At 70.1% G+C, this 25,111-nt stretch carries 21 protein-coding genes; 9 read left to right on the top strand and 12 right to left on the bottom strand.

Translation table 11 applies throughout. The features are described from left to right. Window positions 1-13: 13 nt before the first annotated feature. The 5 genes from ACIQD6_RS01475 to ACIQD6_RS01495 all read right to left on the bottom strand — a co-directional run bounded on the left by ACIQD6_RS01475 (window position 14) and on the right by ACIQD6_RS01495 (window position 4,267). Window positions 14-772, bottom strand: a complete 759-nt coding sequence (locus ACIQD6_RS01475) for a succinate dehydrogenase iron-sulfur subunit (RefSeq protein WP_401876913.1) — start codon at window positions 770-772, stop codon at window positions 14-16. Then, window positions 772-2,526, bottom strand: a complete 1,755-nt coding sequence (gene sdhA / locus ACIQD6_RS01480; RefSeq protein ID WP_401876915.1) for a succinate dehydrogenase flavoprotein subunit — start codon at window positions 2,524-2,526, stop codon at window positions 772-774. Before sdhA ends, ACIQD6_RS01475 begins: the two co-directional genes overlap by 1 nt. 20 nt (window positions 2,527-2,546) lie before the next feature. Then, entirely contained in the window at window positions 2,547-3,023 is a 477-nt protein-coding gene (locus ACIQD6_RS01485; RefSeq protein ID WP_401876917.1) for a succinate dehydrogenase hydrophobic membrane anchor subunit, read from the bottom strand. A 6-nt stretch (window positions 3,024-3,029) separates the two neighbouring features. Then, the gene (gene sdhC / locus ACIQD6_RS01490) at window positions 3,030-3,410 is read right to left on the bottom strand and encodes a succinate dehydrogenase, cytochrome b556 subunit (RefSeq protein ID WP_401876918.1); all 381 of its coding nucleotides are present in this window, start codon (window positions 3,408-3,410) and stop codon (window positions 3,030-3,032) included. 170 nt (window positions 3,411-3,580) lie between these two features. Continuing rightward, window positions 3,581-4,267 (bottom strand): 2-oxo-4-hydroxy-4-carboxy-5-ureidoimidazoline decarboxylase, encoded by a 687-nt coding sequence (locus ACIQD6_RS01495; protein ID WP_401876919.1) that lies wholly within the window; start codon window positions 4,265-4,267, stop codon window positions 3,581-3,583. A 382-nt stretch (window positions 4,268-4,649) separates the two neighbouring features. Here ACIQD6_RS01495 and ACIQD6_RS01500 point away from each other — a divergent pair, with 382 nt between their 5' ends. Together ACIQD6_RS01500 and ACIQD6_RS01505 are read left to right on the top strand one after the other, a co-directional pair. Then, on the top strand, window positions 4,650-6,260 hold the full coding sequence (locus ACIQD6_RS01500; protein WP_401876920.1) for a family 20 glycosylhydrolase: 1,611 nt from the start codon (window positions 4,650-4,652) through the stop codon (window positions 6,258-6,260). Window positions 6,261-6,592: 332 nt separating this feature from the next. After that, a complete protein-coding gene (locus tag ACIQD6_RS01505; RefSeq protein WP_401876921.1) occupies window positions 6,593-7,228 on the top strand; it encodes a hypothetical protein in 636 nt (211 codons plus the stop codon). Window positions 7,229-7,367: 139 nt separating this feature from the next. Here the strand turns inward: ACIQD6_RS01505 and ACIQD6_RS01510 are convergent, their stop codons facing one another. Continuing rightward, window positions 7,368-7,997 carry a TetR/AcrR family transcriptional regulator gene (locus ACIQD6_RS01510; protein ID WP_401876922.1) on the bottom strand — a complete coding sequence of 210 codons (630 nt, stop codon included), beginning with the start codon at window positions 7,995-7,997 and terminating at the stop codon, window positions 7,368-7,370. 97 nt (window positions 7,998-8,094) lie between these two features. On the opposite strand from ACIQD6_RS01510, the gene ACIQD6_RS01515 reads away from it, so the two are divergent. Then, window positions 8,095-10,332, top strand: coding sequence for an MMPL family transporter (locus ACIQD6_RS01515; RefSeq protein ID WP_401876924.1), 2,238 nt, complete (start codon window positions 8,095-8,097; stop codon window positions 10,330-10,332). Between the two features lie 222 nt (window positions 10,333-10,554). Here ACIQD6_RS01515 and ACIQD6_RS01520 read toward each other — a convergent pair whose 3' ends face one another. The 3 genes from ACIQD6_RS01520 to ACIQD6_RS01530 form a co-directional block, all read right to left on the bottom strand. After that, a complete protein-coding gene (locus ACIQD6_RS01520; RefSeq protein ID WP_401876926.1) occupies window positions 10,555-11,304 on the bottom strand; it encodes a sulfite exporter TauE/SafE family protein in 750 nt (249 codons plus the stop codon). Window positions 11,305-11,419: 115 nt separating this feature from the next. Continuing rightward, entirely contained in the window at window positions 11,420-12,784 is a 1,365-nt protein-coding gene (locus tag ACIQD6_RS01525; protein ID WP_401876927.1) for a rhodanese-like domain-containing protein, read from the bottom strand. Between the two features lie 141 nt (window positions 12,785-12,925). Further along, the gene (locus ACIQD6_RS01530) at window positions 12,926-13,621 is read right to left on the bottom strand and encodes a rhodanese-like domain-containing protein (RefSeq protein ID WP_401876929.1); all 696 of its coding nucleotides are present in this window, start codon (window positions 13,619-13,621) and stop codon (window positions 12,926-12,928) included. Between the two features lie 322 nt (window positions 13,622-13,943). On the opposite strand from ACIQD6_RS01530, the gene ACIQD6_RS01535 reads away from it, so the two are divergent. From ACIQD6_RS01535 to ACIQD6_RS01545, 3 genes are all read left to right on the top strand, one after another. Next, window positions 13,944-15,137, top strand: a complete 1,194-nt coding sequence (locus ACIQD6_RS01535) for a PP2C family protein-serine/threonine phosphatase (RefSeq protein WP_401876930.1) — start codon at window positions 13,944-13,946, stop codon at window positions 15,135-15,137. A 237-nt stretch (window positions 15,138-15,374) separates the two neighbouring features. Continuing rightward, complete coding sequence (locus ACIQD6_RS01540) at window positions 15,375-16,112, top strand: RNA polymerase sigma factor (RefSeq protein ID WP_401878036.1); 738 nt, start codon at window positions 15,375-15,377, stop codon at window positions 16,110-16,112. A 34-nt stretch (window positions 16,113-16,146) separates the two neighbouring features. Continuing rightward, window positions 16,147-17,502: a hypothetical protein gene (locus tag ACIQD6_RS01545; RefSeq protein WP_401876932.1), complete on the top strand. Its 1,356-nt coding sequence runs from the start codon at window positions 16,147-16,149 to the stop codon at window positions 17,500-17,502. Window positions 17,503-17,712: 210 nt separating this feature from the next. On the opposite strand, the gene ACIQD6_RS01550 is transcribed toward ACIQD6_RS01545, so the two are convergent. After that, window positions 17,713-18,735 (bottom strand): L,D-transpeptidase family protein, encoded by a 1,023-nt coding sequence (locus tag ACIQD6_RS01550; RefSeq protein ID WP_401876934.1) that lies wholly within the window; start codon window positions 18,733-18,735, stop codon window positions 17,713-17,715. 312 nt (window positions 18,736-19,047) lie between these two features. Between ACIQD6_RS01550 and ACIQD6_RS01555 the strand changes: the two genes are divergently transcribed. From ACIQD6_RS01555 to leuE, 3 genes are all read left to right on the top strand, one after another. Beyond that, a complete protein-coding gene (locus ACIQD6_RS01555) occupies window positions 19,048-19,977 on the top strand; it encodes a class I SAM-dependent methyltransferase (protein WP_401876936.1) in 930 nt (309 codons plus the stop codon). 193 nt (window positions 19,978-20,170) lie between these two features. Beyond that, complete coding sequence (locus tag ACIQD6_RS01560; RefSeq protein WP_401876938.1) at window positions 20,171-21,823, top strand: methylmalonyl-CoA mutase; 1,653 nt, start codon at window positions 20,171-20,173, stop codon at window positions 21,821-21,823. Between the two features lie 86 nt (window positions 21,824-21,909). Continuing rightward, window positions 21,910-22,569: a leucine efflux protein LeuE gene (gene leuE, locus ACIQD6_RS01565; protein ID WP_401876939.1), complete on the top strand. Its 660-nt coding sequence runs from the start codon at window positions 21,910-21,912 to the stop codon at window positions 22,567-22,569. A gap of 108 nt (window positions 22,570-22,677) precedes the next feature. Here the strand turns inward: leuE and ACIQD6_RS01570 are convergent, their stop codons facing one another. After that, the gene (locus ACIQD6_RS01570; RefSeq protein ID WP_401876941.1) at window positions 22,678-24,081 is read right to left on the bottom strand and encodes a polysialyltransferase family glycosyltransferase; all 1,404 of its coding nucleotides are present in this window, start codon (window positions 24,079-24,081) and stop codon (window positions 22,678-22,680) included. After that, the gene (locus ACIQD6_RS01575; RefSeq protein ID WP_401876943.1) at window positions 24,081-25,067 is read right to left on the bottom strand and encodes a glycosyltransferase family 2 protein; all 987 of its coding nucleotides are present in this window, start codon (window positions 25,065-25,067) and stop codon (window positions 24,081-24,083) included. Before ACIQD6_RS01575 ends, ACIQD6_RS01570 begins: the two co-directional genes overlap by 1 nt. Window positions 25,068-25,111: the final 44 nt, after the last annotated feature.

Below are 25,111 nucleotides of genomic sequence, written 5' to 3' on the forward strand. Positions count from 1 at the left end.
GAGGTCGGAACGGTCAGAAGCGGCGCGTGATCAGCGCGCGCTTGACTTCCTGGATCGCCTTGGTGACCTCGATACCGCGCGGGCAGGCGTCCGTGCAGTTGAACGTCGTGCGGCAACGCCACACGCCGTCCTTGTCGTTGAGGATCTCCAGCCGCTGTTCCCCGGCCTCGTCACGCGAGTCGAAGATGAAGCGGTGCGCGTTCACGATCGCGGCCGGACCGAAGTACTGGCCGTCGTTCCAGAACACCGGGCAGGACGACGTGCACGCGGCGCACAGGATGCACTTGGTGGTGTCGTCGAAGCGCTCGCGGTCCTCGGCGGACTGGCGGCGCTCACGCGTCGGCTCGTTGCCGCTGGTGACGAGGAAGGGCATCACGTCGCGGAACGCCTGGAAGAACGGATCCATGTCCACGATCAGGTCCTTCAGGACCGTGAGGCCCTTGATGGGCTCGACCGTGATCGGCTTCTCCGGGTTGATGTCCTTCACGAGCGTCTTGCACGCCAGCCGGTTACGGCCGTTGATGCGCATCGCGTCCGAGCCGCAGATGCCGTGCGCGCAGGAGCGCCGGAAGGTGAGCGTGCCGTCGACGTCCCACTTGATCTTGTGGAGACCGTCGAGCACGCGCTCCTTCGGGTCGAGTTCGATCTGGAAGTCCTGCCACTGGGCCTCGTCCGAGACCTCGGGGTTGAAGCGGCGGATCCGGAACGTGACCGTGATGTACGGCGAGGCGGCGGACTCCGCCTCGACCTTGTCCATGGTCGGTGTAGCCATCAGTACTTACGCTCCATCGGCTGGTAGCGGGTCTGGACGACCGGCTTGTAGTCGAGACGGATGGACTCGTTGCCGTCGTCGCCGACCTCGCGGTACGCCATGGTGTGGCGCATGAAGTTCACGTCGTCCCGGTTGGGGAAGTCCTCGCGATAATGACCACCGCGCGACTCCTTGCGGGCGAGCGCGGACACGGCCATCACCTCGGCCAGGTCGAGCAGGTTGCCCAGCTCGACGGCCTCCAGCAGGTCCGTGTTGAAACGCCTGCCCTTGTCCTGGACGGACACGTGCAGGTAGCGCTCGCGCAGCTCGCCGATCTTCTCGACGGCCGTCTTGATCGTCTGCTCGGTGCGGAACACCATGACGTTGGCGTCCATGGTCTCCTGGAGCTCCAGGCGCAGGTCCGCGACCCGCTCCTTGCCCGTGGAGTTCCGCAGCCGCTCGACCTGGGCCTCGACCAGCTCGGCCGGGTTCTCGGGCAGCTCGACGTGGCCGTGCTTCGCCGCGTACTCCGCCGCGGCGATGCCGGAGCGGCGGCCGAAGACGTTGATGTCCAGCAGCGAGTTGGTGCCGAGCCGGTTGGCGCCGTGCACCGAGACGCACGCGACCTCGCCGGCCGCGTACAGGCCGGGCACGACCGTCGTGTTGTCGGCGAGAACCTCGCCCTGGACGTTGGTCGGGATGCCGCCCATGGCGTAGTGCGCGGTCGGCTGGATCGGGATCGGGTCCGTGTACGGCTCGATGCCCAGGTACGTCCGCGCGAACTCGGTGATGTCGGGCAGCTTGGCGTCCAGCTGCTCCGGCGGCAGGTGCGTCAGGTCGAGGTAGACGTGGTCGCCCTCGGGGCCGCAGCCGCGGCCTTCGCGGATCTCCGTGTAGATGGAGCGCGAGACGACGTCGCGCGAGGCGAGGTCCTTCATGACGGGCGCGTACTTCTCCATGAAGCGCTCGCCGTCCTTGTTGCGCAGGATGCCGCCCTCACCGCGGGCGCCCTCCGTGAGCAGGATGCCCATGCGCCAGATGCCCGTCGGGTGGAACTGGAAGAACTCCATGTCCTCCAGCGGCAGTCCGCGCCGGTAGCAGGCGGCCTGCCCGTCACCGGTCAGGGTGTGCGCGTTGGACGTCACCTTGAAGAACTTGCCGGTGCCGCCGGACGCGTAGATGACCGACTTCGCCTGGAACACGTGGATCTCGCCGGTGGCCAGCTCGTAGGCGACCACACCGGCGGACACCTTGACGCCGTCGACCTCGGCCAGCAACTGGTCCAGGACGTAGAACTCGTTGAAGAACTCCACGCCCTCCTTGACGCAGTTCTGGTACAGCGTCTGGAGGATCATGTGGCCCGTACGGTCCGCGGCGTAGCAGGACCGGCGGACCGGCGCCTCGCCGTGGTTACGGGAGTGGCCGCCGAAGCGGCGCTGGTCGATGGTGCCGTCCGGCGTCCGGTTGAACGGGAGGCCCATCTTCTCCAGGTCGAGGACCGCGTCGATGGCCTCCTTCGCCAGGATCTCGGCGGCGTCCTGGTCGACCAGGTAGTCACCGCCCTTGATCGTGTCGAAGGTGTGCCACTCCCAATTGTCCTCTTCCACGTTGGCGAGCGCGGCGGCCATACCGCCCTGCGCGGCGCCCGTGTGGGACCGGGTCGGGTAGAGCTTCGTCAGCACGGCGGTACGGCTGCGCTTGGTCGACTCGATGGCCGCGCGCATACCGGCGCCACCGGCGCCGACGATGACGGTGTCGTACTTATGGATCTTCATTGGTCTCGTCAGCCCCGGCTTTAGCGGATGTTCGGGTCGAAGGTGAAGATCACCAGCGAGCCGAGAAGGATGGTGAACACCGTGGCGGTGTACAGCAGGCCCTTGAGCCACAGGCGCGTGTTGGCACGCTCCGCGTAGTCGTTGATGATCGTGCGGAGGCCGTTGGCGCCGTGCAGCATGGCGAGCCACAGCATCAGCAGATCCCAGACCTGCCAGAACGGGGACGCCCAGCGGCCGGCCACGAAGGCGAAGCCGATCTTGGACACTCCGCCGTCCAGCACCAGCTGGATGAGCAGATGGCCGAGGACCAGGACGACCAGCACGATGCCGGACAGCCGCATGAAGAGCCACGCGACCATCTCGAAGTTGCCGCGGGTCGACTTGGGGGTCTTGCCGGTGCGCTTGCGCGGCGGCTCGATGACGGGCGCCGGGTTGTCGACGTCGTACAGGCTCTCGCCTTCGACGGAACTGATCGCGGATGAGGTGTCAGCGGACAACGTGGATCAGCTCCCGAAGACTTCGGCTACGGCATGGCCGAGCACGGGGTAGAGGGCGCCCACCATCAGGACGAACCAGATGCCTACGGCAGACCACAGCATCTGCTTCTGGTAGCGGGGGCCCTTGGACCAGAAGTCCACGGCGATGACGCGCAGGCCGTTGAGCGCGTGAAAGAGGATTGCGGCCACAAGGCCGTACTCGAGCAGCGCGACGAGCGGCGTCTTGTAGGTGGCCACGACGTCGTCGTAGGCCTCGGGGGAGACACGGACGAGAGCGGTGTCCAGCACGTGTACGAACAGGAAGAAGAAGATGAGGACGCCGGTGACTCGATGAGCCACCCAGGACCACATTCCTTCCCGGCCGCGGTACAGCGTTCCAGCCGGCACGGAAAAACCTTCCGGGAGCGGTGATCGGGGGGCCGGCCGCCATCTTCTACTCAATGAAGCACAGTGGTGTCGGTCGTGCCCGGCCGGGTACGGTCCACCGGCCCTGGCCATCGTAGCGACGACCTGTCGGTTCGTTCGCGCGGGGTCCTCAGGTGTGATCAAACAGGCAATCAAACAGCCACGGACGGGCTATCTGGACGGCCGGGGCACCCCGGCACCCGTCTTCTATGGCCGTAATCAGCCGAATTGACGGAATATGCGAAGCCGGAGTTGGCACTCGGGCCGGAGCCGTGGTCGCTGTCGGCGGGCCCGGAGGTGCCCGTTTCCGGGGCCGTCGCCAGCAGCGCCATGATCCGGGCTCGGGCGAGTCGGCGCAGTTCGTCGGCGGCGACGGCCCGTTCGTGGTCGGGGTCGTGGGAGAGCCGGGTACGGATGCCCGCCAGGACATGGTCGAGGTACTCGTCGGGGTGGTGGCCGTCGAGGCTGATCACGAAGGCGTGGCCGAAGCTGCTCTCGTACGCGTCGTGCGCGGCGCGCAGCGCGGTACGGGCGGCGGGCGGGGCGCCGCCGGGCGGGGCGGAGGACGGCTCGTCGGCGAGCGCCCCGGCGATCTCGGCGGGGGTGAGGTCGTAACTGGCCTCGTCGGACGCCGCGAGCAGGGCGTCGAGATCGGGGTAGGGGCGGTGTGCGGCCACCCGCTGGGCCCAGCGCGGGCTGCGGCAGCAGGTGAGCAGCGCGGCTTCGGCGGCGGTGTCGGGGGCGGCGTTGAAACGGTGGAGGCCGGCCGGGCGGCCGGTGTTGCGGTCAGTGTCCGGACGGCCGGTGTTCGGGTGGCCGGCGTTGGATGCGCGGAACAACGTGGGCTCCTCGAACGCGACGGGGCGGCGGTGCTGAACGTGACCGGGGAGGTGCACGTAGAGGCAGACGGGAAGGCGGGCAGGGCGGTTGATCTCGAAGGGGTGATGAGCGGGAACGGGTGTTTGGGAAGACGTTCAGGGGTTCTTGATGAGGAAGCGCGGAGAGTGGTCGATGTGCCGCAACGCTATCGACGCCCCGGGGAAAGGCATCCGACGGATGCGCGATTTTCACCCAGATGGTCGAGTTTCGGCACGCGTGATGGACGTTGCCGTGGGACCTTCGCGGTAGGGCCGGTCCAAGGATCAGCCCCGACGCGTGCCGCACTCTCCGTGCTTCTGCTGTGCTTCTGCCGTGTATCGCGGCATGGGAGGTTTCTGAGTGATGTGGATATCCCGGGGTAACAGGGTCGCCGGCGCGTTCGTCGCGGCCACCACCGCCGTCACGCTGGTGGCGTGCGGTTCGGGGGACACCGACACGGGTTCGGCGGACGACGGGCAGTCGTCCGGTATGGCCCGTTCCTCCACCGGCCCCTCGGCCTCACCGTCACCCACACGGTCGTATCCGCTCTCCTCCGCGCCGCGCTCCATACCGTCCGTACGGACGCACGAAGCGGCCCGCGGACCGGGCTGGCGGCCGGCGGGAGCGAAGAGCGGGGTCGTCATCGCGAGCGGCAGCGACGCTCTCGCCGACGAGGGCAAGCTGCTCTCCCAGGAGCTGAAGATCCCCTACCGGGGCGCCGCCAAGGCCCGCGCCGGTGATGTGGAGCTGGCCCTCGCGAGCGGGGGCGGCGGGGCCGAGTCGTACGCCATGACCGTGAGCGGCGGCCGGGTGCGGATCACCGGCCCCGGCGAGGCGGGCGTCTTCTACGGCACCCGTACGCTCAAGCAGGCGGTGCGCGCCGACGGCGAGATGCCGGAGGGCGTGGTACGGGACAGTCCCGGCCGGGCGCAGCGCGGGCTGAACCTCGACATCGCCCGCAAGTACTACACACCGGCCTGGATCGAGGACCGGCTGCGTGAGATGGCCGACCTCAAGCTCAACCAGCTGGGGCTGCACTTCTCCGACGACCAGGGCTTCCGCATAGAGTCCAGCAGCCACCCCGAGATCGTGTCCCAGCAGCACCTCTCGAAGGCCGAGGTCCGGCAGATCCTGGCGCTCGCCAAGCAGCTGCACATCAATGTCGTCCCGGAGATCGACAACCCGGGCCACCTCGGCGCGGTGATCCGCGCCCACCCCGACCTCCAGCTGCGCAATGTGAACGGGGTCGCCACGAAGGGCGCGATCGACATCTCGAAGCCGGAGTCCGCGGCGATCGTGGACGATCTGCTGCGCGAGTACGCGGGGCTGTTCCCCGGCCCGTACTGGAACCTCGGCGCCGACGAGTACCAGGCGCTGGTGGTCTCGAATCCGCAGGCGTCGTATCCGCAGCTGGCGCGGGCGGCGGTCAAGAAGTACGGGAGCCAGGCCGGGGTCCAGGACCTGACGGCCGGCTGGACGAACGACCGGGCCGCGGTGATGGCTCCGTACGGCAGGCAGCTCAAGGTGTGGAACGACGGCCTCTTCAAGGGCGGTGTCGTCAAGGCCGACCCGAAGCTGGAGGTCCAGTACTGGACGGGCAAGGAGTACGGGGCACGGGAGCCGGTCGCGTATCTGAGTGAGGGCCGGAAGGTCGTGAACTTCAACGACGAGTACCTGTACTACGTGCTCGGCCAGCCCAACAACTTCGTCTACCCGACCGGGAAGCGGATCTACGAGGAGTGGACCCCGCTGGTCCTGCGCAAGACGCAGGCGGTGCCCGAGAAGTACTCGAAGCAGATCCAGGGCGGACTGTTCGCGATCTGGGGCGACTTCCCGAACGCGCAGACCCAGGATCAGGTGGCCGCCGGGATCAGGATGCCGCTGGCCGCGACGGCCCAGAAACTGTGGGACCCGGCGAAGCCGACGCTGAGCTGGACCGAGTTCAAGGCACTCGCGGAGAAGCTGGGTGTCTGACGCGCCCGTCTGATCCGCGCGTGATCCGCGAGTCGGCCGTCGCCCGGGTATCACGACGTGTCACTTGTCTCTCTTGACGTGACGCTCGATGTGATGCGCGGGCGGCGGCCGGAATCATTCGCAGAATCCTCGCTGTTTCGTCTCCTCGACGTCTCTCGACGACCGCTCCGCGGGCTCATGATTCTGGGTGTTGCAGCGCTTTTCCGACGGAACCGCGCCCACTCGATGAGCTGCGAGTAGTCCGTGCATGGTCCGGGAGTGACGAATTCCGGCCGCTCGACGCAGTAGTGGTGAGCAATGTGCCCGCACTGTGCCCGCGACGGGAGACGTATATGAGCCTGGTGAAGCTGATCGCGCAAGCGGATGAGCGTGGTCTGGCGGCGAGCGGCCTCGCCTGCCTGGACCGGTGTCTGCCGTTGCTCGCCGGTGCCATCGAGGAGGCCGATGTCCTGCGGCCCCTGTGGGTGGGTGTCGTGGGCGGCGAGACGGACTGGACGGTGCGCCTGGCGGCGTCCAGGGACGCTCTGGACGCCGCGGTCGGCCCGGACGGCGCGTCGGGCGTCACCGCCGTACTCGTACGGACCATGCTCGGGTCCGCGCCCTCGGAATGGGCGGCCGAACCGCTGCGTACCTGGGCGGACACCTGCTCCGTCGTCGCGCTGGAGATCCACCAGACACTCGACGCGGTGGATATGAGCGGGGACGCCGGCGACGGGACCGGTGCCGGGGAGCGGCTGGCGCGGTGCCGCGAGGAGGCGGCGGACGTGACGGAGGCGGCGGACGGCGCGGAGAGCACGGACGGTGTCGGACCGCTGGTCGCCGGTGAACTGCGCCGCCAGATCCGGGTCCTGGAGATCCTCGCCCGGACACCGGGCGCCACCGGGGTGCGTCAGGCCATGGACCTGTCGTACGAGGGGCAGCGCGTGGTACGTGCGGTGGTCTCACGCCGGGCGCGGGCACGGAGCTGACCGGACTTGCTCATGCAGGGGAGCTGCCCGCCTGCCGGAGCCGGACGGGCGGGCCTGACCGGGTGTCCGCATCCCGCGGTTCAGCCCTGCGCCGAGGCCCCGCAGGTCAGTGCCGCGCCCTGCGCCGAGGCCCCGCGGGTCAGGGCCGCGCGCTCGCCGTCATGGCCTCGATGCCTCCGGTGAGGAAGGTCATCGCCGTGCTGATGGCCTGGTCGCGGTCGGTTTCCTTGGGATGCTCGAAGATCTCGGTGACCACCGCGGCGGCCGCGGCGGCCGCGAGGCGGGGGCCGATTCCGTCCGGGGGCTGACCGGTGTCCTCGGCGATGATGTGGGCGCCTTCCTTGATGGCCGCCGCCATCCGTGCGGTGCGTACCGCCCGCAGTTCCGGGTTGACCTCGAACATGCGCAGTTCGAGGTGGTCGGTCTCGTCGTGGCAGGCCATCTCCTCGCGCAGCCAGCCCTCCAGGGCCTGCACGACGCTCTCCCCGGGGGCCCGGCCGCGCAGTATCTCGGTCAGGTTCAGCACCGAGGCGTCGAAGGTCGCGAAGGCGATGTCCTGCTTGGAGCGGAAGTACAGCGTCACCGTGCGAGGGGACACCTCGGCCGCCGTGGCGATCTCCGCGATCGTGGTGGCGTCGTAGCCCTGCCCGGCGAAGAGCTCGAAGGCCGCTTGTGTGATCGCGGCTCGCCGTTTGGCTTTGCCGCGTTCCCGCAGGCCATCCCCCGTCGTCACCCTGTCCATGGCGTCCAGCATAGTGGCCGACTGCATTTTTACCTCCCATGGTAAACATGCACTACGCTGTAAAAATCCTCGGGATCGACCGTTGCTGACCCCGAATGCTGCCCCCGAACGAAAGAGACCTGCCGTGGCGAAACGCTTGTACGCGCTGGGACGTTGGGCGGCGCGCCGCCGGGGCCGGGTGCTCGCGGTGTGGGTGCTGCTGCTCGCGGTGGCCACCGGCCTGGGCACCGCCCTCAGCGGAAAAGTGACGACGGAGTTCTCGGTGCCGGGCATCGAGTCCCAGCGGGCCCAGGACCTGCTGAAGGAGAAGTTCCCGCAAGCCGCCGGCGGCACGGCCCGGGTGGTGTTCGCCGCGCCCGAGGGCGCGACACTCACCGGCGAGAAGGAGCGGCGCGCCATCGCCGCGACCCTCAAGGAAGTCGCCGCGGTTCCGGGGGTGATCGGCGTATCCGACCCCGCGAGGACCGGCGCCGTGTCGAAGGACGGTGCCATCGGCTACGCCGACGCGGTGTTCGACAAGCCGGCCGACAACGTGCCCCAGTCCGCCAAGGACCGGCTCGACGACGCCCTGGCCCCGGCCGGGAAGGCCGGCCTCGATGTCGAGCTGGGCGGCACCGTGTCCACCCCGCCGGTCGAGGTCGGCGGCCCCGCCGAGGCCGTCGGTGTGATCGTGGCCTTCGTGGTGCTCGCGATCGCCCTCAGCTCACTCGTGGCCGCCGGGCTGCCCCTGGCGACAGCCCTCGTCGGCGTCGGCGTCGGCGTGATGACCGTCCAGTTCCTCTCCCGATTCATCGAGATGACGAACACCGCGACCGTCCTCGCGCTGATGATCGGCCTGGCGGTCGGCATCGACTACGCCCTGTTCATCGTCTCCCGCCACCGGGAACAGCTCGCCGATCCCGAGCAGGACGTGCCCGACTCGATCAGCCGCGCCACCGCGACGGCGGGCAGCGCCGTGACCTTCGCGGGCGTGACGGTCATCATCGCGCTCGCCGCCCTCGCCGCGGCAGACATACCCTTCCTCACCGTGATGGGCCTGGCCGCCGCCGGAACCGTACTCGTCGCGGTCCTGGTGGCCCTCACCCTCGTACCGGCTCTGCTGGGCTTCCTCGGTGAACGCCTGCGCCCCAAGAGCGCACGGCCGGGGGCGAAGGGAACGAAGACTGAGGCGCCCGGCCGCGAACGCGTGCCCGGTGCCTGGGGTCTGGCCTGGGGCCGCCTCATGACGCGCTTCCCCGTCCCCGTCCTGATCGTCAGTGTCCTCGGGCTGCTCGCCCTCGCCGTGCCCGCCACCGGACTGCGGCTCGGACTGCCCAGCAACGAGACCCAGCCCGCCGCGAGCACCCAGCACAAGAGCTACGAACTGCTCACGAAGGGCTTCGGCCCCGGCTTCAACGCGACCCTCACCGTCGTCGTGGACGGCACCCACGTGCCCGCCGCGCAGCGCGAGACGGTCGTCAAGCAGGTCGCCGGAACTGTCGGCAAGGACCCGGGCATCGCGACCGTGGCCCCGCCCACGGCCACCGAGGACGGGGCGATCACCGTGCTCGGCGTCGTGCCGAAGACCGGCCCCGACGACCAGAAGACCACCGACCTGGTGAACCGGCTGCGCGACGACGCGGTGACCCCCGTGACCGACGCGGGCGGCACGGCCTACGTCGCGGGCGTCACCGCCGCCGGAATCGACGTGTCGGCGAAACTGTCCTCGGCGCTGCCGCTGTTCGTCACGATCATCGTGGTGCTCGCGCTGCTCCTGCTGATGATGGCCTTCCGCTCGATCCTCGTACCCCTCAAGGCCGTTCTCGGCTTCCTGCTGTCCATCGCGGCCAGTCTCGGCGCGGTCGTATGGGTCTTCCAGGACGGCAATCTCTCCGGACTGTTCCAGGTCGCGGCGGCGGCCCCGATCGTGAGCTTCCTTCCGGTACTGCTGATCGGCGTCCTGTTCGGCCTCGCGATGGACTACGAAGTGTTCCTGGTCAGCCGGATGCGGGAGCACTTCCACCGCCACCGGGACGCGCGGGCCGCGGTCGAGCACGGTGTGGAGCGCAGCGGCCGGGTGGTCACGGCGGCGGCCCTCATCATGGCGGCTGTCTTCGGAGGCTTCATCTTCAACCACGACCCGACCATCAAGTCGATCGGCTTCGCGCTGACCATCGGCGTCCTCATCGATGCCTTCGTGGTGCGCCTCACGATCGTCCCCGCGCTGCTGAGCCTGCTCGGCCGCCACGCGTGGGCGCTGCCCGCGTGGCTGGACCGCGCCGTGCCGAACGTGGACATCGAAGGCGACTCACTGCCCCCGCGCGGTGCGGCCGGCCGGACGGCTCCGGTCGCCCCCGAACCCGTGCGGGCCGGCAAGAACTGATCGGCCAACTGATCGGCCAGCTGATCGGCCACAGCGATACGTGAACTCCGGTGCGGGCGGCTCCTGATGAGCTGCCCGCACCGGCGTACCGCAAGCCCCGGATCTGTCGGTTCAGGTGTCTCCCGGCCGCACGGGCCGGCTCCATTCCGGTGCCCGGACACCGCTGTCGGGCCGGGCGGGGCAGGCGGAGGTCAGATGGCGACTCTTGTCGTGGTAACCGAGTCACGTCGCGGCGTCGGCAAGCATGAAGGCGGCCACGGCCAGCAGGACCACCGCGAAAACGCGCTGGAGGCGGGGCCCGGAGACCTTCGTGGCCAGGCGCTTGCCGTCCCGGGCGCCCAGGACCGCGGCTCCGATGAACGGGCCGATCACCGCCCAGTCGAGCGAGGCGGCGGCGCCGGAGCGAGTGGCCAGGGAAGCCAGCGAGTTGACCGTGATGACCAGCAGGCTGGTGCCGACCGCGGCCTCCATCTCGAAGGCCAGGACGGTGACCAGGGCGGGGACGGCGAGAAAGCCGCCGCCCACACCGAGCAGTCCGGTCAGCGTGCCCAGACCGGCCCCGGCCCCGGCCGCCCTGCCCGGCCGTACGTCGCCGCTTCCGGGGCGGGCGGTGTCAGCGGGCCGGAGCATGTTGACGGCGGCGAGGGCGGCTATGGCGGCGAAGGCGCTGGTGAGGACGGCTTGGGGCAGGTGGACGGCGGCGGCTCCGGCGGCAGCCGCCGGAAGAATCCCGGCCGCCGCGAACGCCGCTCCGGTCTTCCACCGCACCTGCCCGGCGCGGGCGTGCGCGTACAGGGCGGTCAGGGACGTCGCCGTGACGATGATCAGGCCGGCGGTGGTGGCCGCGGCGGGGGTGAAGCCGAGCAGGTAGATCAGCGCGGGCACCGCCAGGACACTGCCGCCGCCGCCGAGGGCGCCGAGCGCCAGGCCGACGACGGCTCCCGCGATCAGGGCCAGGACCAGGGCGGTCACGCTGTTCTCCCACAGTGTCCGGTGGCCCGGGGGCGGGTCTGTTCGGGGCCGAGGCGGCCGGGACCGTGGCGGGAGAGGAGCATCGCGTGCCTTCTGTGCGGGTGGAGCGGGGGATTCAGGGGCGGTTGACGCTCAGGCCCGCGTCGGCGGCGGCCTCGAAGCCGTCATCGATGGCGACGACCTTCCGTCCGGTGGCGTCCAGGAGGGAAGCGGCGATCGCCGCGCGCATCCCGCCGGCGCAGTGCACCCACACCGTGCCGTCCGGCACCTCACCGACCCGGCCGTACAGCTCGTGGAGCGGAATGTGCACCGAGCCCTCGATGAAGCCGTCTCCGCGCTCGGAATCCCGGCGTACATCCAGCACCACCACGTCCTCGCCGCGCTCGTGTACATCGGCGAGACCGGCGAAGCGGGAGCGGGGGAAGGAGGCGAGCCGCTCCCCCTCACGTACCCAGGCGGCCGGGTTTCCGGTGGCGGCGGCGGCCGGGCGGTCGATGCCGACCCGGGTCAGCTCCCGCTGCGCGTCGGCGATCCGCTCCGGGGTGTCGGCGAGCAGGGTGACCGGTTTGCCCCACGGGATCAGCCAGGCCAGATAGGTGGCCATTTTGCCGGCGCCCTCGAAGTTGAACGATCCGGCCACATGGCCGTCGGCGAAGGCGACCCGGCCGCGCAGGTCCACCACCCACTCACCCGCTGCCAGCCGTTCGGCGATCTGTGCGGCATCGGCGGGCCCGGGCGGGGTCAGGTCGACGGGCGCGGGGCCGGCGGCGTTGGCCGGACCCATGTGCGCGTAGTAGGCGGGCACGTCGTCCAGTCCGGCCAGGATCCGCTTCACGAAGGTGTCCACGTCCAGGGTGAAAGCGTCGTTGCCGGTGCGTTCCTCGCCGATCGTGGTCGTATCGCCCTCGGCCTGGGAGGAGGAGCAGAAGCTGCCGAACCCGTGCGTGGGCAGTACGGGCACCTCGTCGGCCAGTGTTGCCGCCAGCCGGTGGACGGAGGTGTGCTGCGCGCGGGCCAGGCGTTCGGTCAGCCGAGGGTCCACCAGGTCCGGACGCCCCACGGTGCCGATCAGGAGCGAGCCGCCGGTGAAGACCGCCACCGCGCGGCCGTCCTCCTCCAGCGCGTACGAGGTGTGGTGCGGGGTGTGGCCCGGGGTGGCGATCGCCCGCAGTACCAGGTGCTCGTCCACCTCGGACGTGTCGCCGTCCGTGACGGGAGTGCGGGGGAAGGAGACGTGGGCGTCGGCCGGGACCAGGTAGCGGGCGCCGGTGAGGCGGGCCAGTTCCAGCCCGCCGCTGACGTAGTCGTTGTGCACGTGCGTCTCCGCCACGTAGGCGATGCGCACCCCTCGCCGGGCGGCGGTGGCGATCACCTGGTCGACGTCCCGCGGCGGATCGACCACGACCGCCGTTCTCGGACCGCCGGCCAGATAACTGCGGTTGCCCAGGCCCTCGAACTCCAGGGTGTCGACAAAAAACACGGTGTGGCTCCTTTCTGGGATGGTGCGGCCGGGTCATTCCCGAAGAGTGCGAGACGAATGGCGGGACCCGCCGGCCTCTTACCGGAGGCGTGTGTGACGGTTGGGGGCGTGCGTGCCGGTTGTCCGCCGGTTCTGCTTTCGTCAGTTCTCACGTACCGCGGCTTCGGCACGGTCGCCGTTGTCCGCCGCGTCCTCGCGGTCGGGGAAGGCGACCGGCAGCCCCGCTGCTTCCCATGCCTCAAGGCCGCCTGTCACGCTGTGGACGGAGGACCGGCCCGCGCGGATCGCCTGCGCGCCGCCTCGCACGCTGCGTGTGCCCGTACGGCATACGAAGGCCAGCGGACCGTCAGGCAGATCCGGCAGCGAGGCCGGCAACGTGCCGAGTGCGGCGTGGACGGCGCCGGCCGGGTGACGCGCCGCCCATTCATCGTCTTCCCGGACATCGACCAGCGTGAGTTCACCGTCCACGACGCGGCGATGCGCCTCGGCGGGAGACAGCTCGGCGGGCGCGCGACCGTCGCCGGGGCTCGGGCTCCGCTCCGTGACGGGCAGGACCGTCCGGACCGCCTCGTAGTTCGAGGCATGGGCGACGGCTGCCTGTTGTCCCATCATCGGGCAGACATTCATCGCCTCTTCCCAGTGAGAGGTGGACTCCCATTCCGCCACATTGACGAGAGAGAATGTGCTCCCCGGAACGATCGTGCGGAACATGTACGTCCGAATGAAACCGGGTTGAGCGGCCATCACGTCCGCGGCGCCCTGCCAGGCGTCCAGATACGCGCTTTCCCTCTCCTCGGCGATCTCGATCGGAATGATCACGACATGGCGATTTTCCATCTGCTGCCTCCTCTGCTCCGTGAGGAAATTGCGAATTCCGGCGTACCGGCTTTGGGGTGGCGAGCCGGCGCTTTCTGGATGCAGCCTGCGGGCAGGTGTTCCTGGTCGGCAAATGTCTTTGCTGATACGGCAATAAGGAAGTGTCCGCCACGCTGTCGGCGGGTCGCTGCCGTCGGCGGATCGCTGTCGAGGAGCCAGGGAGGGTTTGACCGGGTCCCTCGCCGGGTCCCTCGCCGAGGCGCTTACGTGCTGAGACATGTGTCGCAGCTGTGATGCCTGTCGTGTGGGCGGGCAGAAGGGTCTGAAACTTTGGGAGGCAGATGTGGCGCGTGATCGGATCGGACTGGCTGAGGTGCTGGCAGCGGCGGAGAATGCCGCGCCGGTGGCCTCTCTTGATGTCGTGGCGCGCAATCTGCGTGAGCGGTTCGGCGCGCGATACGTGTCGTTCCTGTTTGTCGACGTCGTCGGCCAGCGCCTGCTGCGGGTCAGCGAGGAGGCGGCCACGCAACAGGAGCGCGGCGCCGAACAGGTCCCCCTCGCCGGCAGCGTCTACGACGAGGTCCTGCGTACCCAGAGACTCGTGCAGGCACCGGAGGGCGAGCAGGGGAAGCGGGTGCTCGCCCCTGTCACCAACCGCGGCGACACCATAGGTGTCCTGGAGCTGTTCCTTTCCCAGGTCACACCGGCCGTGCTGGAGCAGGTCGAAGAGGCCGCGCACGCGCTGGCGTACATCACCGTCACCGACCGCCGGTTCACCGACCTCTACCACTGGGGCAATCGCACCACCTCGGTCAGCCTGGCGGCGGAGATCCAGCGCCAGCTCCTGCCCTCGGCCCCTTCCTGCGAGGCCGCCGAGTTCGCCCTCGCCGGCGCCCTGGTCCCGGCATCCGACATCGCCGGAGACACCTACGACTACTCCCTCGACCACGATGCCCTGCACTTGTCCGTCACCGACGCCATGGGCCATGACGTGGACGCCTCGCTCATCGCCACCCTCCTGGTCAACGCCTCCCGCGGTGCGCGCCGCGCCGGGGCGGACCTTGCCGAACAGGCCCGTCAGACCCACCAGGCCATCGTTGACCACGGCCGACGGACCTTCGCCACCGGCCAGTTGCTGCGCATAGCCCTGGACGGGACCAGCGCCCAGCTCGTCAACGCCGGCCACCCCTGGCCGCTACGGCTGCGCGACGGCAGGGTCGATGAACTGCACCTGGCCGTGGATCTGCCCTTCGGCGTCGCCGGGCAGGGCCCGCACCAGGTGCAGGACCTCGACCTGCGCCCCGGTGACCGCCTCGTGCTCTACACCGACGGCATGCAAGAACGCCAAGCGAAGACAGTCGACCTGCCTGGCCTCGTCCGCGACAGCGCCACCGAGCACCCGCGCGAGGTCGTGCGCTCTCTGGTCGCCGCGGTTGCCGACTCCTGTGACGGCCACGTGAGGGACGACGCCACCGTCCTGTGCCTGGACTGGCACGGTCCCCAGGCCGGAGGCCGCCGCGCGAACGCCGGCGGCTAGACGACGACCGGGGCCGCCACCCCCCACAGGAGAGGCCCCGGTCGTCGCCTCGGAGCCGCTGCACGGCCCCATATCACTAACAGCGCCGTAGATGCGTTTTGTGTCACACCGCGGAGCGTCGGTTGGTCGTTGCATGTTGTACAAGTCATGGACGCGGGCACCCGAAGGCCGTAGCGTGCAGAAGCGCGTGGGGCGGCGCGGCGGTGACCAGCCGCGATTTCAGGACAGGTTGTGGGAGTGCTGGGGGACGACGCGGAGCTGACCGCCGCGGTGCTCGCGGCACAGGACGGGGACGAGGACGGCTTCCGTACTGTGTACCGCGCGGTGCACCCGCGGCTGCTCGGCTATCTCCGGACGCTTGTCGGCGAGCCGGACGCCGAGGACGTGGCGTCCGAGGCGTGGCTGCAGATCGCCCGCGACCTGGACCGTTTCAGCGGGGACGCCGACCGCTTCCGTGGCTGGGCGGCCCGGATCGCCCGTAACCGCGCCCTCGACCACATCCGGATGCGCGGCAGACGTCCCGCGGTGGGCGCCGACGAGACGGAGCTGACCGGGAAACCGGCCGAGTCGGACACGGCGGACGAGGCCATCGAGGCGCTCGCGACCGGCCGGACGATGGCGCTGATCGCGCAACTGCCGCAGGACCAGGCCGAGGCCGTCGTGTTGCGGGTGGTGGTCGGGCTCGACGCGAAGAGCGCGGCCAGGACGCTGGGCAAACGTCCGGGCGCGGTACGGACGGCCGCGCACCGCGGGCTGAAGAGACTGGCCGAACTGCTGGGCGCGGACGGGGACTCGCCTTCGCTCTCACTCGACGAGTGCCCCGACAGCTGTCCCGGTGGCGCGGGTGGCACCGGCGGCGGTGCCGGAACCGGTGGCGGTGCGGCGGGTCATGACGCGGCGGACCGGAGCGCGGAGTTCGATACCGTACCGCCCCGGCTCGGGGCTCCGTCGGGTGTCACGGCGCCCCGGGTGTGACGCATTCGCGCCTGCGGGCGCAGAAGGACATGTGATGGCCGACGAGCGTGACGCGTGGCTCGACAAGGGCGCGGCGGAGAGACTGCTGCGTGGTGAGCCGGTGGAGGTCGCGGACGACCGCGTCCGGGCCCGGATGGAACGGCTCGGATACGCCTTGCGTGACATAGCCGCCGTCACGTATAAGAACCAGGCTGAACTCCCCGGCGAAGAGGCGGCCTTGGCCGCCTTCCGGCGGGCCCGGGCGGCACGTCGCGGTGTGGACGGCGCGAGCGGGAGCGTGTACGAGGGCGCGTACGCGAGCCGACGTGACAGCTCCCACGCGAGTGCGCACACGTACGGCACGTATGGGAGCGGCGGCGCGCGGAGTACCCGTACTACGGGTGCCTGGAATCCGCTCGGGACGGTACGGATCGCGCCGCTGCCCCGCCCCGCGCCCCTGGGTCGGTCCGGCCGCCCCGGCCGCAGAGGGTTCGTCACGGTGGTGGCCGGATGCGCGCTGGGCGGGATCGCGATCGTGGTGGGGGCCGGACTGATGCCGGCGCTCCTGGGCGGCGGGCCCGGCCTCGTGCCGGCCGACTCCGTCTCGACGGTCACCTCCCCGGCGCCCCTCGCATCCCGGTCGTCCGGTGTGGGCGAGGACCGGGGCGATCCGGACGGCCCGAACGTGCCGGACGTGGCCGGTACGGAGAGGCCCCCGCTCAGCCGCACGCCGTCGGAGCCGCCCGGGAAGGGCGGCCGTACGGACAAGGGCGGCCGTACGGACAAGGGCGGCGCGGAGGCGGGGAGACCGGACGACGGAGACCCGGGTGGCGGGTTGTCGGACGAGGGGACAGGGCCGGTCGGGAAGCGTACGAACTGGTCCGGCCCCGGCCCCGACGGGCAGGACGACGAGCGGTACCGCAACACCGTCAAGGCCTGCCGCGAATACCGCGCCGGCGCGATCGACGCGAAGCGCAAGGACGCTCTGGAGTCGGCGGCCGGGAGCCCCCGGGAGACCGGGCGCTTCTGCGACCGGCTGCTGGGCACCGGCCTGCGGGACGGCCTCAGGAACGATCAGGGGAACAAGGGGCAAGAAAACGGTGCGGGGCCGTCCCTGCCGTATCAGCCGTACCTCCCGCACCAGCCCCACCAGCCGTCGGAACCCCACCCGCCGTCGGAACCCCACCCGCCGTCAGAATCCCACCAGCCTTCGGAACCGACACCTTCACCCACACCGGCACCGACGACCTCGGAGCCGACTCCGGATCCGACTCCCGATCCGCGTCGGGGTCCGCGTCGGGATCCCGGCTGGGGGCCGCTGACACCCCCGCCGTCGCCCACACCCACGCATCCCGTGACGCCACCGGCCACGACCCCGGGCGCTGACGAATCCGTGCTCAACCCATCCTGACCTGGGGTTTCAGAGCCTCGGTAGGTGGGTGTGACGTTTTTCGACGCCGTGGCGCAGTAATGAGTGAGCCGACTGGTCATCGGCGGCGCTTGAGCCGGGGTTCCCCCCGTACCTTCGGCTCAGCGCACTCGGCGCGGGCGGGTCTCGTTCCCCCGGTCCCGCCCGCGCCGCTCTTCCGGCCCGGTGACCGCGGCCGTCACCACGCGGCCGTCACCAGTAGATGACGACCTTGTCGCCGGTGCGGACCTCCGAGAACAGCGCTGCGATCTTCTTCTCGTCCCGGACGTTGACGCAGCCGTGCGAGGCGCCGCTGTAGCCGCGGGCCGCGAAGTCCGAGGAGTAGTGGACGGCCTGGCCGCCGCTGAAGAACATCGCGTACGGCATGGGCGAGTCGTACAGCGTCGAGACATGGTGCCGGGACTTCCAGCCCACCTTGAAGGTGCCCTCACGCGTCGGCGTGTACTGCGAGCCGAAGCGCACATCCATCGACGACTTCACCTTGCCGTCGATCATCCAGGTCAGCGTGCGGCTGTTCTTGCTGATGCACATCACCCGCCCCTTCAGACACCGGGGATCGGGCTTGGCGACCGGCTTGGCGGTGGGCGGGCGCAGTTGGCCGCGGGTCGGCTTCGTGGTCATGCCGAGCAGCCTCAGCCAGGTGACGGCGTCCGTGGCGCCAGTACGGGGCAGTCCGCGCTTGCCCTGGAAGGAGGAGACGGCGGCGGCCGTCACGGAGCCGTAGTAGCCGGTCGGATTGCGGTCGAAATAACCGATCTGCCGTAATCTGGCCTGTAGTTCACGTACCTGCCCGCTCTCCGAGCCGCTCGCCATCAGTGTCGCGGGCTTCGGCGCGCTCGGGCGCGGTCTCGGGGTCCATGCGGGGGTGGGCACGGCGACCGGGGCCGTGGTGCGGTCACGGTCGGTGGCGGGCCGCGCCGGCCGTTCGGTCCGCGGCTTCGGCACCGGCTGGGCCGATTCCGTGGCGGGGGTGATCCTCAGGGGGCTGTTGCCCCCTTTGCCGTCGCCCGCCGACCCGGCGGGGAGGGGCTGCACCGTACAACCGACACTCACGGCCAGTACGACGGCGGTGGCGAGCCCGGCGCCCAGCCCTCTGCCGTACCGTCCGCGCTCCCCGTCGTAACCCCCGCGCCCCCCGCCGCTCTCCCTGTGCTCCCCGTGCCTCTGGTCGTACCCGCTGCCGAGCCCTCTGTGCGGGGCGGCTTTCCTGAGCATCCTCGTCCCCCTGTATCTCACCGTCGCGACCGTGTCCCATGACATGAGTTCCTTCGGTGTCCCCTCAGACAGCTCCGCACCCGGGACGGTTGCCCGGGCGGGAGAGAAACCCTCCGACCGGAGTCATCCCCCGTTGCCGGGAGGTGAATTCCAAAGGGCGGTTCGCAGAAGAGAAAGAACGTCTCACCTCCCTGCCCCTCCGGACTGACATGATCCCGCGCAGGACACGCAGCACGCAGCATGTACCACGCCGCGCGCAGTACAAGAAAGCGCGCTTTCAGTAATTCTGTTTCCTCGTGAAGGTTCTCTGCCATGACGACCGTGTACGAAGACAAGCCGCGCCCTCGTGAACTCAATGACGTTCGCGGTTGGTTCCCCCCTCTCGACCAGGTTCTTTTCGAGAAACTGCTCACCCGCCAGGAGGATCGGGGCGAGCGGGGCGACCTGCTCGAACTCGGGGTCTTCATGGGCAAGAGCGCGATCTTCATGGGCCGGCACCTGCGGGACGGCGAGAAGTTCACGGTCTGCGACCTGTTCGAGAACGACGCCCCGGACGACGCGAACGGCGCGGAGACGGCGAAGTCGTATCCGACGCTGACCAGGGACGCGTTCCAGAACAACTACCTCTCCTTCCACGACGACCTGCCCCGCGTGCTTCAAGCCCCCAGCTCCGTCGTCGTCGGCGAAGTCGACCAGAAGTCGTGCCGCTTCGTGCACATCGATGCCTCGCATCTCTACGAGCACGTGTACGGGGACATCGGCGCGGCGCGGGACATCCTGCTGCCGGGCGGCATCGTCGTGCTGGACGACTTCCGCTCCGAGCACACGCCCGGAGTCTCCGTCGCCACCTGGGAGGCGGTGCTCACCCGGGGGCTGCGGCCGATCTGCCTGAGCACGCAGAAGCTGTACGGCACCTGGGGCGACCCCGAGCCGATCCAGGACGAACTGATCGCCATGGCCGAGGGGCGCGACGACTGCGACCTCAGCGTCCAGCAGGCGGCGGGGCACCGGATCGTCCGGCTGAAGGGCCGGGGCATGCCGGCGCCGGAGTTCCCGTTCTCCAAGTTCTACGAGGAGCAGGCGCCGACTCCGAAGGCGGCGCCCGCCGCTCAGCCTCAGCCCGCCCCCGCCGCGCCGCGGCGCCGTTCGACCCGGTCGCGCGTGCGGCGGGTCGCGATCGACGTACTGCCGCCGGTGATCACGCGCGCGGTACAGCGCAGCCGGGCGCAGCGCCGGGGCTGACAGCGGACGGCGAGGAGCGGTGAGCCGGGAAGGGTGAGCCGGGACCGGAGAGCCGGGACCGCTGAGCCGGGACCGGAGAGCCGGACCCTCAACCGCGTACACGCGCCACTACAGTCCATCGCGAGAGCGGCGGGCGGCAGCCAGTGGTGAAGCGTCGGCGACGGCCCGCCCCGTGCGAGTGGGAGGCGGAGCGATGGCGCGCGAGCCCGGCAGGGACCGAGACCCCGTGCCGCGGGTGCCGGACGGTGCCGGTGTCCGGCTCACCGAGAGCGGTCTGCCCGTCGAACCGGTCTACGGTCCCGACGCGCTGAACGGCTGGGACCCCGCGGAGAAGCTCGGCGAGCCGGGCTCGTACCCCTTCACCCGCGGGGTCCACCCGTCGATGTACACGGGCCGGCCCTGGACGATGCGCCAGTACGCCGGTTTCGGCACCGCCGTCGAATCCAACGCCCGCTACCGGCAGCTGATCGCGCACGGCACGACGGGCCTGTCCGTCGCCTTCGACCTGCCGACCCAGATGGGGTACGACAGCGACGCGCCGATCGCGAGCGGCGAGGTCGGCAGGGTCGGCGTCGCGATCGACTCGATCGACGACATGCGTGTGCTGTTCGACGGGATTCCGCTCGACCAGGTGTCCACGTCGATGACCATCAACGCGCCCGCGGCGCCGCTGCTCCTCCTCTACCAACTGGTGGCGGAGGAACAGGGCGTACCGGCGGAGCGGTTGACCGGCACGATCCAGAACGACGTGCTGAAGGAGTACATCGCCCGGGGCACGTACATCTTCCCGCCCGCGCCCTCGCTGCGGCTGATCGCCGACATCTTCACGTACTGCCGGGCCGAGATGCCCCGGTGGAACACCATCTCGATCTCCGGCTACCACATGGCGGAGGCCGGGGCCACGCCCGCGCAGGAGATCGCGTTCACGCTGGCCGACGCGATCGCGTACGTACGGACGGCGATCGCGGCCGGGATGGACGTGGACGACTTCGCGCCCCGGCTGTCCTTCTTCTTCGTCTCGCGTACGACGATCCTCGAAGAGGTCGCCAAGTTCCGTGCCGCGCGCCGGATGTGGGCCGGGATCATGCGCGACGAGTTCGGCGCGAAGAACCCCAGGTCGCTGATGCTGCGCTTCCACACGCAGACGGCCGGGGTCCAGCTGACCGCGCAGCAGCCCGAGGTCAACCTCGCGCGGGTGACGGTGCAGGGCCTGGCGGCGGTCCTCGGCGGTACGCAGTCGCTGCACACCAACTCCTACGACGAGGCCATCGCCCTCCCGACGGACAAGTCGGCGCGCCTCGCCCTGCGTACGCAACAGGTGCTGGCGTACGAGACGGACGTCACCGCGACCGTCGACCCCTTCGCCGGCTCGTACGCCGTGGAGACGATGACGGACGAGGTGGAGGCGGCGGCGGTCGCGCTGATGGCACGGATCGAGGACATGGGCGGGGCGGTCGCGGCCATCGAACGGGGCTTCCAGAAGGGCGAGATCGAGCGCAGCGCGTACGCCGTCGCGCGGGAGACGGAGAGCGGCGAGCGGGTGGTCGTCGGCGTCAACCGCTTCGTGATGGACGAGGAGGACCCGTACGTCCCGCTGCGCGTCGACCCGGCGATCGAGTCGCGGCAGGCGGCCGGGCTGGCGAGGCTGCGGGCGGAACGGGACGGGGCCGCGGTGGCACACCGGCTTTCGGAGCTGAGCGCGGCGGCGGAGGGTACGGGCGATGTCCTCCACCCGAATGTCCTCCACCCGATGAAGGCGGCGCTGCGGGCGCGGGCCACGGTGGGGGAGGTGTGTGACGCGCTGCGGGAGGTGTGGGGGACGTACGAGCCGGCGGACACGTTTTGAAGCCGATGCGCCTGAAGGCCCATGCGCATGTCTGCTTGTCGGATAAGCAAGGCGCCAGGGCGACCGTATATGCCACAATCCGCCTCATGCTGGGTGTCACTGATCTGCCGACGTATCTCGTCGGACTCACTCTGATCGTTCTGTTGCCAGGGCCGAACTCGCTGTACGTACTCTCGGTCGCCGCCCGCCGGGGCGTCCGCGCGGGCTATCAGGCCGCCGCGGGCGTCTGGTGCGGCGACTCCGTCCTGATGGTGCTCTCGGCGGCGGGCGTCGCGTCGCTGCTCCAGGGGAACGCGCTGCTCTTCGGGATCGTGAAGTACGCGGGCGCCGGATATCTGACCTGGCTGGCGATCGGGATGATGCGCGCGGCGTGGTCGCTGTGGCGTGAAAGGGACGACCGTACGGACGAGGACGAGGAGGCTTCCGCCGCCCCGGCGGCCGCGAGTGAACGCCCGTACCGCCGGGCCCTGGTGATAAGCCTCTTCAACCCGAAGGCGATCCTCTTCTTCATCTCCTTCTTCGTGCAGTTCGTCGACCCCGCCTACGCGCACCCCGCGCTCTCGTTCGTCCTGCTCGGGGTCCTCGCCAACGCGGCCAGCGCCCTCTACCTCTCGGCCCTCATCTTCGGCGGCACCAGGCTGGCCGCCGCCTTCCGCCGCCGCAAACGCCTCTCGGCAGGCGCGACGACGGCGGCGGGCGCGTTGTTCCTGGGCTTCGCGGTAAAGCTCTCGATGAGCGGCGCCTAGTACACCCGCGACGCGCTTCTCTCGTACGTCTTCTCGTACCGGGATTCCCGCCTCACGGGAATTCCGGTACGAGACGAATACGAGACGAAGCGGGCTATCGAGCGAACGTCACGAGCCGGCCGCTCGCAGGACCGCGCGGCGCACCTTCCGCGCCCGGCGCACCATCCGCCGGGCCGCCGCGTTGCGCGGGATACGGGCCAGCTGCGCCGGGACCGCGCCCGGCAGCCCGAGCGAGGTGAGCCGGCGCCGCTTGAAGTAGCGCCAGGTGTAAGCGTCCAGGTGGTGCGCCAGGTGGTTCTCCGCCGTGGCGCGCAGCTGCGGATATATCTTCGGCTGCATCGCGTACCCGACCGTCCCGACCAGCTCGGCGAGCCGTCGTTCCGGCCGGTACGCCGCCGCCTCCTGGATGTCCAGCGGAGGCACCAGCGCGTCCACGATCGTCACCGGCACACGGTTGCTGTTCTCGTACGGAGTGAGCCGCTCCAGCAGCAGTTCCGTGTCCGTACGCGCAACCGGGATGTCGTAGAAGGCGGACGCCGTGAACAGCGCGGTGGAGAAACAGCCGACGACCAGCGCCGGCTTCAGCCGCCGGTAGAGGACCTCGGCGAGCACCGGGCTGTCCAGGATGGTCAGTTCGGCGCCGGCCTTCTCGGCCTCGCGCTCCAGGAGCTGGTTCCACACCGCCGGGGCGGAGGGGTGCGGCTTGAACACCACCTGGGTGTGGCCGAGGGCGACCGCGCCCCGCACCATCCTGATGTGCAGGTCCTCCTCCTCCCGCTCGGTGAGGATGCCGAGCGCGGAGAGGTACTGGCCGAGCAGCAGCGCCGGAGGCACGGACGGCGTCTCGATCGCGGATCCGCTCTCCGCGTCGGTCAGTTCGTCCAGTACGCGGGTGAACCGGTCCGTCGGGATCAGCTCGGGCTCGACGCCGAACTCGGTGAGGAGCAGCGGCTTGAGCCCCGGCACGAGGTCGAGATGCAGCAGCCTGCGGACCCGTTCGCCGACCAGCGGGTCGATCTTGGACCGGGTGGGCCCGTAGCTCATCAGTCCGTCCGCGTACACATGGACCGGGGCGCCGGAGAAGATCTGTGCGATCGCGAGGGCCGGGTTGACCTGGATGGACTCCACGGTCAGTTCGACGGTGTCGTCGCCGAGGTCCCAGGCCAGCCGCAGGTGGCGTTCCCAGAGGGGGACGTCGTCGGCGCGCGGGGACCAGCCGCCGGGGTGGAACGGCGCGACGGTCTCGTTCCACGACACGAGGTCGTCGAAGCGGTCGCGCAGCTGCTCGAACCCGGGCATCTCGTCGATGGACGGGGCCAGTTCGGGCGAGCCCGCGTTGTTGCAGACGACGAGCACGCGCCGGCCGGCCGGACGGAAGAGACCGGCGTCGATCGCGGCGGCGAGGGTCGCGGCTCCGTAGAGGGTGGAGGCGCAGAAGAGCTGCGTGGTGCGGGGGCCGGCCGGTGCACGTGAGCCGGTCGCCGTACGGGTGGTGGGGGTGGACGGTTCCATCACGCGGCCGCCTTCCCCGCCGAGGCCGACACCGGCCGTCGTCGCAGGCGCCGCAGACGGGCCGAGCGGTCCAGGTCCATCGAATCCAGCGCTTCCTTGAGAACGTCCTGGGGCAGCCGCTTCAGAGCGGCCGCGCTCATGGACCGCAATTGCCGGGCCACGGCCGGTTCGAATCGGTCCTTCGCGCCCAGATGGTGGGCAATGATCGCGCAGTACGTGCGCACCGCTTTCGGCAGGAAACGGTCCGCCTCGGCGTCCTTCGCCGTTTCCTCGATGACCTGATCGAAGGCCCGGATGAAATCCAGCTGCCGTACGTCACCGATCTGGGTGAGCGACGAGGCCACCCCGCGCCGGTAGAAGATTCCGAGCAGACCGACCGCGGCGAACGACTCCGCCTCCCGGTGCAGCCGCCAGATCCACGGCCGGTCCTCGGCCGTCCGCAGCCCGTCGGTGAAGTGCAGCAGACCGCGGTCGGCGAGACGACGGTGGTAGATGCCCGCCCAGGCGTACGGATAGTCGACGGAGGTGGACCGGTGCTCGGGCAGGATCCAGTCCCGCGGCCGCAGCACCTCGTCGCGCCGGCCGACCGGAACACGGCGGACCGTCCGGGCCCTGGCCGTGAACTGGACATGGTCGGTACGGACGAAGTCGCAGCCCAGCGACTCGATGGAGCCGAGCAGCTGCTCGTAGAAACCGGGCGCCACCCAGTCGTCCCCGTCGAGGTAGGTGACGTACTCGCCGCGCGAGGCGTCCAGGCCCGTGTTGCGCGCGGTGGCCAGACCGCCGTTCTTCTCGTGTCTGAGCAGGACGGCACCCGGGAGCTCGCGCTCCGCCCGTTCGAGGATCTCCGGGGTCCCGTCCGTCGAACAGTCGTCGACCAACACGAACTCGAAGTCCTCACGGCTGTTGGCTCGGAGACTTCTCAGGGTTTCTAGGGCATATGTCTGCACGTTGTAGAACGGCACGACGACGGAGAGCTTGACCACCTGCGTGACGCTAGGCGCAGGCCCGGCATTCGGCCTGACATCCG

This window comes from Streptomyces sp. NPDC088400, from assembly GCF_044753355.1.
Classification (GTDB): domain Bacteria; phylum Actinomycetota; class Actinomycetes; order Streptomycetales; family Streptomycetaceae; genus Streptomyces.

Bases quoted from the DNA above. Each gene is read 5' to 3' on its own strand.
- ACIQD6_RS01475 (WP_401876913.1), bottom strand. From the start codon at position 772: ATGGCTACACCGACCATGGACAAGGTCGAGGCGGAGTCCGCCGCCTCG.
- sdhA (WP_401876915.1), bottom strand. From the start codon at position 2,526: ATGAAGATCCATAAGTACGACACCGTCATCGTCGGCGCCGGTGGCGCC.
- ACIQD6_RS01500 (WP_401876920.1), top strand. From the start codon at position 4,650: ATGTGGATATCCCGGGGTAACAGGGTCGCCGGCGCGTTCGTCGCGGCC.
- ACIQD6_RS01505 (WP_401876921.1), top strand. From the start codon at position 6,593: ATGAGCCTGGTGAAGCTGATCGCGCAAGCGGATGAGCGTGGTCTGGCG.
- ACIQD6_RS01510 (WP_401876922.1), bottom strand. From the start codon at position 7,997: ATGCAGTCGGCCACTATGCTGGACGCCATGGACAGGGTGACGACGGGG.
- ACIQD6_RS01530 (WP_401876929.1), bottom strand. From the start codon at position 13,621: ATGGAAAATCGCCATGTCGTGATCATTCCGATCGAGATCGCCGAGGAG.
- ACIQD6_RS01545 (WP_401876932.1), top strand. From the start codon at position 16,147: ATGGCCGACGAGCGTGACGCGTGGCTCGACAAGGGCGCGGCGGAGAGA.
- ACIQD6_RS01550 (WP_401876934.1), bottom strand. From the start codon at position 18,735: ATGCTCAGGAAAGCCGCCCCGCACAGAGGGCTCGGCAGCGGGTACGAC.
- ACIQD6_RS01555 (WP_401876936.1), top strand. From the start codon at position 19,048: ATGACGACCGTGTACGAAGACAAGCCGCGCCCTCGTGAACTCAATGAC.
- ACIQD6_RS01560 (WP_401876938.1), top strand. From the start codon at position 20,171: ATGGCGCGCGAGCCCGGCAGGGACCGAGACCCCGTGCCGCGGGTGCCG.
- leuE (WP_401876939.1), top strand. From the start codon at position 21,910: ATGCTGGGTGTCACTGATCTGCCGACGTATCTCGTCGGACTCACTCTG.
- ACIQD6_RS01570 (WP_401876941.1), bottom strand. From the start codon at position 24,081: ATGGAACCGTCCACCCCCACCACCCGTACGGCGACCGGCTCACGTGCA.